Origin of the sequence: Peptoniphilus indolicus ATCC 29427, assembly GCF_000227315.1 — a bacterium.
GTDB lineage: Bacteria > Bacillota > Clostridia > Tissierellales > Peptoniphilaceae > Peptoniphilus > Peptoniphilus indolicus.
This window is the reverse complement of sequence record NZ_JH165064.1, coordinates 16,801-25,787: the sequence shown is the minus strand read 5'-3', so window position 1 is coordinate 25,787 and position 8,987 is coordinate 16,801. Positions and strand designations below refer to the sequence as shown.

Annotated in this window: 5 protein-coding genes and 3 pseudogenes; all 8 read left to right on the top strand. The window is 29.2% G+C overall.

Features of this window, described 5'->3' with window-relative positions:
• Positions 1-163: 163 nt before the first annotated feature.
• The gene (locus tag HMPREF9129_RS07705; RefSeq protein WP_004822245.1) at positions 164-748 is read left to right on the top strand and encodes a TetR/AcrR family transcriptional regulator; all 585 of its coding nucleotides are present in this window, start codon (positions 164-166) and stop codon (positions 746-748) included.
• Between the two features lie 13 nt (positions 749-761).
• Positions 762-2,482 (top strand): annotated as a pseudogene (locus HMPREF9129_RS07700) (ABC transporter ATP-binding protein).
• Positions 2,475-4,211, top strand: a complete 1,737-nt coding sequence (locus tag HMPREF9129_RS07695) for an ABC transporter ATP-binding protein (RefSeq protein WP_004822241.1) — start codon at positions 2,475-2,477, stop codon at positions 4,209-4,211. The pseudogene HMPREF9129_RS07700 and the gene HMPREF9129_RS07695 overlap by 8 nt, the downstream one beginning before the upstream one ends.
• A 306-nt stretch (positions 4,212-4,517) precedes the next feature.
• Complete coding sequence (locus tag HMPREF9129_RS11745; protein ID WP_004822239.1) at positions 4,518-4,655, top strand: hypothetical protein; 138 nt, start codon at positions 4,518-4,520, stop codon at positions 4,653-4,655.
• A gap of 55 nt (positions 4,656-4,710) precedes the next feature.
• A pseudogene (locus tag HMPREF9129_RS07690) lies at positions 4,711-6,396 on the top strand (recombinase family protein).
• A 55-nt stretch (positions 6,397-6,451) separates the two neighbouring features.
• Positions 6,452-6,766: pseudogene (locus tag HMPREF9129_RS12460) on the top strand (hypothetical protein); the annotation flags it as partial.
• Positions 6,767-6,969: 203 nt separating this feature from the next.
• Entirely contained in the window at positions 6,970-7,119 is a 150-nt protein-coding gene (locus HMPREF9129_RS11475) for a hypothetical protein (RefSeq protein ID WP_004822232.1), read from the top strand.
• Entirely contained in the window at positions 7,092-8,741 is a 1,650-nt protein-coding gene (locus HMPREF9129_RS07680) for a DUF3427 domain-containing protein (protein ID WP_218916030.1), read from the top strand. Before HMPREF9129_RS11475 ends, HMPREF9129_RS07680 begins: the two co-directional genes overlap by 28 nt.
• Positions 8,742-8,987: the final 246 nt, after the last annotated feature.

Here is an 8,987-nt window from a genome sequence, read left to right as displayed (position 1 = left end):
TTAAAGCTATTAAAGTTATAAGCGTTAAGCGTTTATTAGGTTTTATTAATTATACCGCATTTAAAAAAATTAATAAAGAAGTATAAGCGAAGCTATTGACAATGATTATCAGAGTTGATACAATAATACCGACAAGAGTGTCGGCTTGGAGGTTATTTTTGAAATGAAAATGGAAGCTGATGAAAGAAAAAAGCAGATTAGACAAGCAGCTATTAAAGTCTTTTTGGATAAGGGATTTAGAAATACAGTTATGAATGACATTATGGAAGCTACTGGGCTTTCTAGAGGTGGCTTGTATCATCATTATGGTTCTACGCATGAAATCTTATACGACATTATGATGGAAGGTAATTTAAATAGAAAAGATATTGTTCAAAAATCAAGTTATGACGAAGGATTAATATTAAGTCCACAGTTGTTTTCGAGAATGATTATAGACAAGATACTTGCAGATAGTGATTATGTAAAGCTTTATGTTATGTTTTTATGTGAGTTAAAAGAAAATGATGATCTGAAAGAACTATATGTGAAAATAAAAAAAGAGTCCATACAAGTATTTAAAGAATTGTTTTCTACTTTGTTTAACGAGTTACCTTCTGATGAAATATTTGAATTTATGATTAATATTATGAATTCTGGATTGATGGCTTGCGAAATTTTGAATGCACGTGAGAATTTTGTAAAAAATAAGAAATATCTAACTGAAATTATAGAGACTTATTTTACAAATGTTATGAAAAAAAGATGACGAAAGGAGTTAAATTTATGGATCTATTAAAAAATACATTAAGAGAAATAAAACACCATATTTTATTTCTGTGTTATTTGCAATACTTGGAGTAATTTCAAATCTTTTTGTATATATTATTCTAAGTAAGATGATTATATCATTAATTGATGGTAGCCAAGATTTTCATTACTATATAAATAAAATTTTCTTGATACTTTCATGTCTTATAATCAAAGAAGTGTTTATGTTTTTGTCAACAATGATTTCTCATAAAACAGCCTATCAAATAATACGAGATATAAGAAAAAGTCTTATGGAAAAATTATTTAATATGCCACTAGGAGACATATTGAATGAGTCTACCGGTAAGTTAAAAGACATAATTGTAAATCAAGTTGATAATACTGAAACAACATTGGCTCATATGATTCCTGAGATGACAGCTAATTTAGTCGGACCTATAATATTATTTGTTTACATGTTAATTTTAGATTATAGACTAAGTTTAATATCTTTAATTCCATTAGTTATTGGTGGATTTTTTATGGCAGGGCCGATGAAAAGAATGAAGGTAAAGTTTCCACAAGCAGTTAAAATTGGCCAAGATATGAATAATTCCGTGGTTGAATATATAAATGGAATAGAGGTTATTAAAACATTTAATCAAGGCGAAAAATCTTATAGAAAATACAGGGACAATGTGTATAAAAAGGCAAATTACTATTATAATTGGATGGGAGAAAATACAAGAGACTATGCGATAAGTATGTCTATTGCTCCAGTTGGTATTTTGACAATTATACCATTTGGTTTATATTTCTGTATGAATGGTTCACTAGATGGTGGTGTATTTTTAACATTGATAATTCTTTCTTTTGGGACTATCCAAAATATTATGAGAGTAATGACTTTTGAAGATGATATTGGAAGAATGTCAACTATTTTCGAGGAGATTAAAAATATACTTTATGCGAGAGAACTATCTCATAAAAATGCAAATTTAGATATAAAAAATCATAATATAGAGATGAAAAACGTAGATTTTTCTTATGAAAAAGACAAGCAAGTCCTAAGCAATATAAATTTAAACATAGAAGAAGGAAGTGTGAATGCTTTAGTAGGTGAATCGGGTTCAGGTAAGTCGACTATTGCAAAACTAATTTCAGGATTTTGGGACGTAGATAGTGGTTCTATAAGTATAGGAAATGTAAATATTAAAGATATGTCCCTTGAAAAGCTATCTACTATTATTTCCTATGTAGCACAAGATAATTTTCTTTTTGATATGTCAATTAAAGATAACATCAGGATAGGAAATGAAAATGCCAGTGATGAGGAAATAATTGAGGTATGTAAGAAAGCAGCCTGCCATGATTTTATAATGAACTTGTCAGATGGATATGATACAAGGGTAGGAGAAGCTGGCAAACATTTATCTGGAGGAGAAAGGCAAAGAATATCAATTGCAAGAGCTATGATAAAGAATGCTCCAATAGTTATTTTAGACGAGGCTACCTCTTATATCGATCCTGAAAATGAAGCCTTGATTCAAGATGCAATATCAGAATTGGTCAAAGGGAAACTCTAATTATAATTGCCCATCGTTTAAAGACAATAACAGATGTAGATAATATATTTGTAATTAAAAATGGAGAACTTGCATGTAAAGGAAGTCATGAAGAGCTTTTGAAGGAATCAAAAGATTATCACGATCTTTGGGAAACTGCCTTGAAAGGAGAAGAAAATGCTTAGTGTTTTTAAAAAAATATGGAATTTTTCTATTGAAGAACAAGTGTATATAAAAAAATCAATCTTTGCTAATTTTTTCGGTTCTATTTTTAATGCTCTACAATTTGCAGCCATTTATTATGCGATTTTTGGGATAGTAAACAAGGATATAAGCTTCAAAACAATAGGAATATCAAGTTTATTTTTATTAATTAGTATAGCCGGAGTAATTATTTCAAAAAATTCCTCTATGCTCAAACAAACACATGCCGGATATTTTATGGCTGGACACAAGAGAATTGAATTAGGTGAAAAAATAAAAAAAGTTCCCATGGGATTCTTCTCAAGTTTAAGTTTAGGAAATTTAACAACTATTGCGACTACTAACTTAGATAATGTAGAGACTTGGGTTCCAACTTTGTGTATTATGGTTTTCGGTGGCATGCTTAATGCTATTGTTTTTATCTTATCCTTATTTTTGTTTTCTTATAAGGTAGGTATTGTAGCAATAGTTGGTTCTATTGTATTTTTAATGATCATTGCTCGTATGCAAAAAAGGTCAAGTAAAAATGCAGATAAGATTCATGAGATTCAGGTATCACTTACCAAAGAAGTCTTATCAACATTACAAGGAATGCAAATTATAAAATCATATAATCTACGAGGAAGTAATAATAAAAAACTTGACAAGAGCTTTGATGGTGCTAGTGAATATTCTTTTGATTTAGAAAAAACTATAATGCCATATAGTTTATTAGCTAAAATCATAATAGCTATAACAATTTGTTTGATGTTGTTTATTTCAATAAAATTATATTTTGTTGAAAATGGTCAAATAGTCAATACTATTATGATACTTATAGCAAGTTTTGTAATATTTGACGGGCTTATTACATCTGGATCTGCTATGGCAATGCTAAGAATGGTTGAGAATGCAATAGATTCTTATTCCTATGTAAATGATATGGAAGATATGGAAGAAGGAGAGGTTTCAGAGCCTATAAAAAATCACAATATAGCCTTTAAAAATATTTCTTTTTCCTATGATGATAGACAAATTTTAAAAAACGTATCAGCTGAGATAAAAGAAAATACCATGACTGCTATTGTAGGACCATCTGGATCTGGCAAGACTACATTTTGTAATCTTATTGCAAGATTTTGGGATATAAACTCTGGAGAAATTTTCATAGGTGGAAAGAATATTAAGGACTATAAGATAGAAAACTTAATGAATTCTATTTCCATGGTATTTCAAGACGTCTATCTCTTTGAAGATACAATTGAAAACAATATAAAATTTGGAAAACAAAATGCAAGCCATGAAGAAGTTGTAGAAGCTGCAAAGAAGGCAAGGTGCCATGAATTTATAGAAGCTTTACCAGAAGGATATGACACTATCATTGGGGAAGGTGGAGCAAGCCTATCTGGTGGAGAAAAACAAAGAATCTCCATAGCCAGAGCCATGCTAAAAGACGCGAACATCATAATCTTTGATGAAGCAACAGCAAATATAGACCCGGAAAATGAAGATAAGCTTAAAGAAGCAATAGAATCATTAACAAAAAATAAGACAGTAATAATGATTGCTCATAGACTAAAGACAATTAGAAATGCTGACCAGATTTTAGTCTTAAAAGATAGAGAAATAGTAGAACGTGGTAATCATGAAGAACTGATCAAAAATAATGGACTTTATTCTGACCTTATCAATGCAAAAGCTAAGGCAGAATCATGGAAATTAAATAATTGATATAAAGAAATATTAAAGTCTTTAAACAGTAAAATTTAGAAAAGAGGATTTATGCCTAATAGCATGAGTCCTCTTTTTATGTTCAAATTAATCATTAAAACTCAAAAATACTATAGAAAAACAAAAAATCTGGTTACCAAAGAGGGCAAATTTCACTTTATAAAGTGAGGGGTATTTTGTCATCTTTCTATAAAAATCAAAATACTTTGAAGTGTGAATACTCTTGAAATTGATTATGTGAGATTAGCATATTTCAAATTTAATTCACTTATCAAGGTAAAAAATTAACTTATATAGGAGGTTAAAATGCAAGCAATAAAGATTTATAGTATGAGAGTTGCTATGTTATGTAGGCTTTATGATCTTAGATTAATTAATGAGAAGGAATATACAAAAATTAAGAACAGGTTAGAAAATGATTATAAGAAGATGAATAGAAAGTAATTAATCTTGCGATATAATAACACTGTAGAAAGATACAAAATGGGAAGGAGGTAAAATGAATACTAAAGTAAAATTAATTAAAGCTTCAAATACAGGAGCTAGAAATAGAAATGCACTAGATATAGATTTAAAACGAGTTGCAGCATATTGTCGAGTAAGTACAGATAGTAAAGACCAACTTGAATCATATAAATCGCAAGTTGATTATTATACGAATCTAATAAAAAATAATAAAAACTGGACTTTGGCTGGTATATACGCAGATGAAGCAACAACAGGAACAACTGCTACTAAAAGAGCAGATTTCATGAGACTAATAAGCGATTGTCAAAATGGAGATATATACATGATAATCACTAAATCTATATCAAGATTTGTTAGAAATACATTAGATACTTTGACAATGGATGGAGAGCTATTACTAACAATATTAAGTTCAGTAGCTCAACAAGAAGTAGAAAATACCTCAGCCCATGTAAAAAAAGGACTAAAAATGAAAATGGAAAAGGGGGAGCTTATTGGTTTTCAAGGTTGCCTTGGATACGACTATGATCCTACAACAAAAAGCATCTCTATAAATGAAGAAGAAGCTAAGATTGTTAGATACATCTTTAAAAGATATTTAGAGGGCAATGGCGGCTCAGTCATTGGCAGGGAACTAGAAGAGCAAGGATATCTCACCCCTAGAGGTAAAACAAAATGGTCTGACACTACAGTGTTAGGAATAATTAAAAATGAAAAGTATATTGGAGATATACTAATGGGAAAGACCTTCACAGTTGATCCCATAACAAAAAGAAGACTAGCAAACTTTGGTGAATCTGATAAATATCATATTGAAAATCATCATGAGCCAATTATATCAAGAGAAGACTTTGAAAAGGCACAGGAGATTAGACTCAGGAGAGCACAAAACAGAAACACTATTGCTAACAAGGATAGAAAAAGAGAAAAACTATCAAGACAATACGCTTTTTCAAGTATGCTGGAATGTGGATTTTGTGGTGAAATACTTTCAAGAAGAACATGGCACACTAGTTCAATTTATAAAAAAATTAACTGGCAATGTGTAAGGTCAACTAAAAAAGGTAAAAAATATTGCCCTCATTCAAAAGGAATACAAGAAGCAGCAATAGAAAAAACATTTGTTGAAAGCTATAGGCAATTATGCCATGCAGATTCAACAGTAATAGATGACTTTTTAAAAATTGTTGAAGAAGAAATAAATGATAATACTTTAGTCAGAGATTTGAAAAAGATAGAAAACCAATTAAATAGAATCATTAGCCAAGAAAGAAAGTTAGTTGATCTTCATTTAGAAGACAGTATAGACGAAGAAGTTTATGCTAAAAAATATAAAAAACTGATAAAACAAAAAGAAGAATTACTCGATGAAAAGAAAACCCTAGAGCTAACAATAAAAGATGAAAACTTTATTAAAGAAAGACTAAAGTAATTTAAAAAGGTCTTAGAAAACAAAGGAATTATAGAAGAATTTAACAGAACAGTATTTGAAAGCATAGTTGATAAAGTCGTGGTTGGAAGAATTGACAAAGACGGAACAGTCCACCCATATGACCTGACATTCTACTTCAAAACAGGAATTAAAGATAATCAAGATTCTAATAACTTTAAAGATAAAAGAAAAAATGCTAAAGACAATGACATTAATAAATTGTGCTCCTACAAGAATGACGAGGATAAAAAATTATGTTCCCAAGCAAAAGACAACGCACCGTGAGTCTGTTGTTTTGATGACAAGGGTTGCGCAAACTAAGTAAATAAAATACCAAAAATTTAGAAATTATTTTTCATCTGTAACAGGCATTAGCCCGTTTAAACTTAATGCCGATATGGTAACTGATGAGAGAAAAATAAAGAAGGATAACGATATAAAATTTACGATCCAAGATATGATTAAAATATATTATGGAGAGTCAGATTACGCCAAATATGATAATTTGGATTGTCAATGGAATCAATTTCTAAAAGAATTTTGTACGGATGAATGCAGTAATAATTATTCTAATAAGTTGAAAGTTTCAGCTATCCTTTGGAAAAAAGTTAGGGAATCAAAGAATGAAAAGTTTTTTAAACAACTTCTGAATTAATATATATACAAAATAGATGAGTATCATAATAAACAATTTTCAATTTGTAAAGGATAGAAAGCTTGAAAATAGCGAGAGGAAACTGTGTGAAGAAATATATTATTAGTTTGAAAAATCTGATTCGCAATTATCAAAAATGTTAGACATAATACAATTAGATATTTAATTGTATATTGTATAGTAACAAATAATTAGGAGGAACTATGAATTATAAAAAAATTAAAGTGAGTAGTGTGGATGCTCCAAAAAGATTTTATAGGGTATTGTATGTAAGGGAAGATCTGAATTTGTTTGAACTTGGAGTTACAATTTTGTCAGCTTTTGATTGTCATTTTTGTCATACGATGCAATAAGTCAAAAACTTTTAACACCATTTCACTATTTTGGAGTAACTGACCCGGTTGATTTAAGTCATATGAAGTGGAAACAGGGGAAATATGATGTAGCTGAGTTAACTAATGTTTTCACTAAGTCAAAACAAAGAGTTCAAGTTATAATTGATTCGCTAAAAAGATATTTAAAAGATATAGAAGATTTTAAAGCAATAGGTTTTTGTGTAAGTATAGACCATGCAGAATATATGGCGAATTCTTTTAACATAGCAGGGATTAAATCTATAGCGTTACACTCTAAAAGTAGTAAGGATGAGAGAAATAGTGCTATAAATTCATTAAAAGAAGGTAAAATAAGATGTATATTTACAGTTGATTTATTTAACGAAGGAGTAGATATCCCGGAAATTGATACAGTTTTGTTTTTGAGACCAACCGAGTCACTAACTGTTTTTATCCAACAACTTGGTAGAGGGTTGAGACTATCTGAAAATAAAGATGTGCTAACAGTTTTAGATTATGTAGGACAGGCTAATAAAAATTATGATTTCTCTTTTAAATTAAGAGCATTGATAGGAAAGAGCAAGGGTAGTATTGAAAAAGAAATTAAAAAGGAGTTTCCAAACTTACCAGCAGGCTGTCATATAAAATTTGAAAAACAAGCTATGAAGTATGTACTCGACAATATTCAATCTACCATTTTAAATAACACAAATTTAAAAAGGATGTTAATAAATTTCAAAAATAATTTTGATTTGGAATTAAATTTAAAGAATTTTATTAATTCATACGGAATAGACATAAAGCAATTTTACACAAAAACTTCTTTTAATGAACTTATGTGTTCTGCTGGTTATATAGATAATTATGACCACAAAAAACAGTATGATATTTCATTGAAAAGGCTATCTAATATGAACTCTAAGGAGTTAATAAAATTTTCAAAAAAAGTTTTGAGTAGTGATTACGATTTTGAGTTAGGCAGTGAAATTAAAAAGAGAAGAATGGGAATGTTTTATTACACACTTTTCAATAAAGAACCGGAAGTTTCTTATGAAAAAAGTATTTCTGAATTAAAAAATAAAGAGCCATTACTGGTAAAAGAATTTATAGAAATATTGGACTACAAATTAGAAAAAATTGATAGAAAAGAAATTGAGTATAATGAAGACGGCATTCCTTTAGAATTATATGGAGATTATTTTTTAGATCAGATAACAGCAGCTGTAGGTAAATCAGATGAAAAGCACAGGCATCCTTTAAGAGAAGGAACTTTATATGTAAAAGATTCAAATACAGATTTGTTCTTTATAACGATAAATAAAAATGAAGATGATTATTTACCAACTACAATGTATAACGACTACGCAATAAGTTCTAAGTATTTTAATTGGGAATCTCAAAGTACAACATCAATAAGCAGTCCGACAGGACAAAGATATATATCGAGAGATACAAGTCATAAAGTTTTACTCTTTGTGAGAGATAATAAAAAAGAATACGGCTCAACGAAACCATACACATTTATAGGAAAAGCAAAAATGTATAGCTATAAAGGTTCTCAACCAATAGAAATTGTTTGGGAAATGGAACAAGATATACCGGAAAGAATTATAATGGAATCAAAATTATCCATGAGCTAATTAAAATTTTGTATGAGTTTAATTTTTTGGGGGGCGGGATGTAGAATATTAAAATATAGATTAGAGATATATAAAGTTTTGCAGAGCACTACATTCCTTTTTAGCATTGAGATAATAAGTTTAATAATTATACACTTGTAAATGATGTGAGACCTAAAAAGATAAAATATCCAATAAGTTAATCGATTAATGGAGCTATCGTCTATTATCTCTCTTTTTTCTTTTTATAAATCTAACATCTATTGT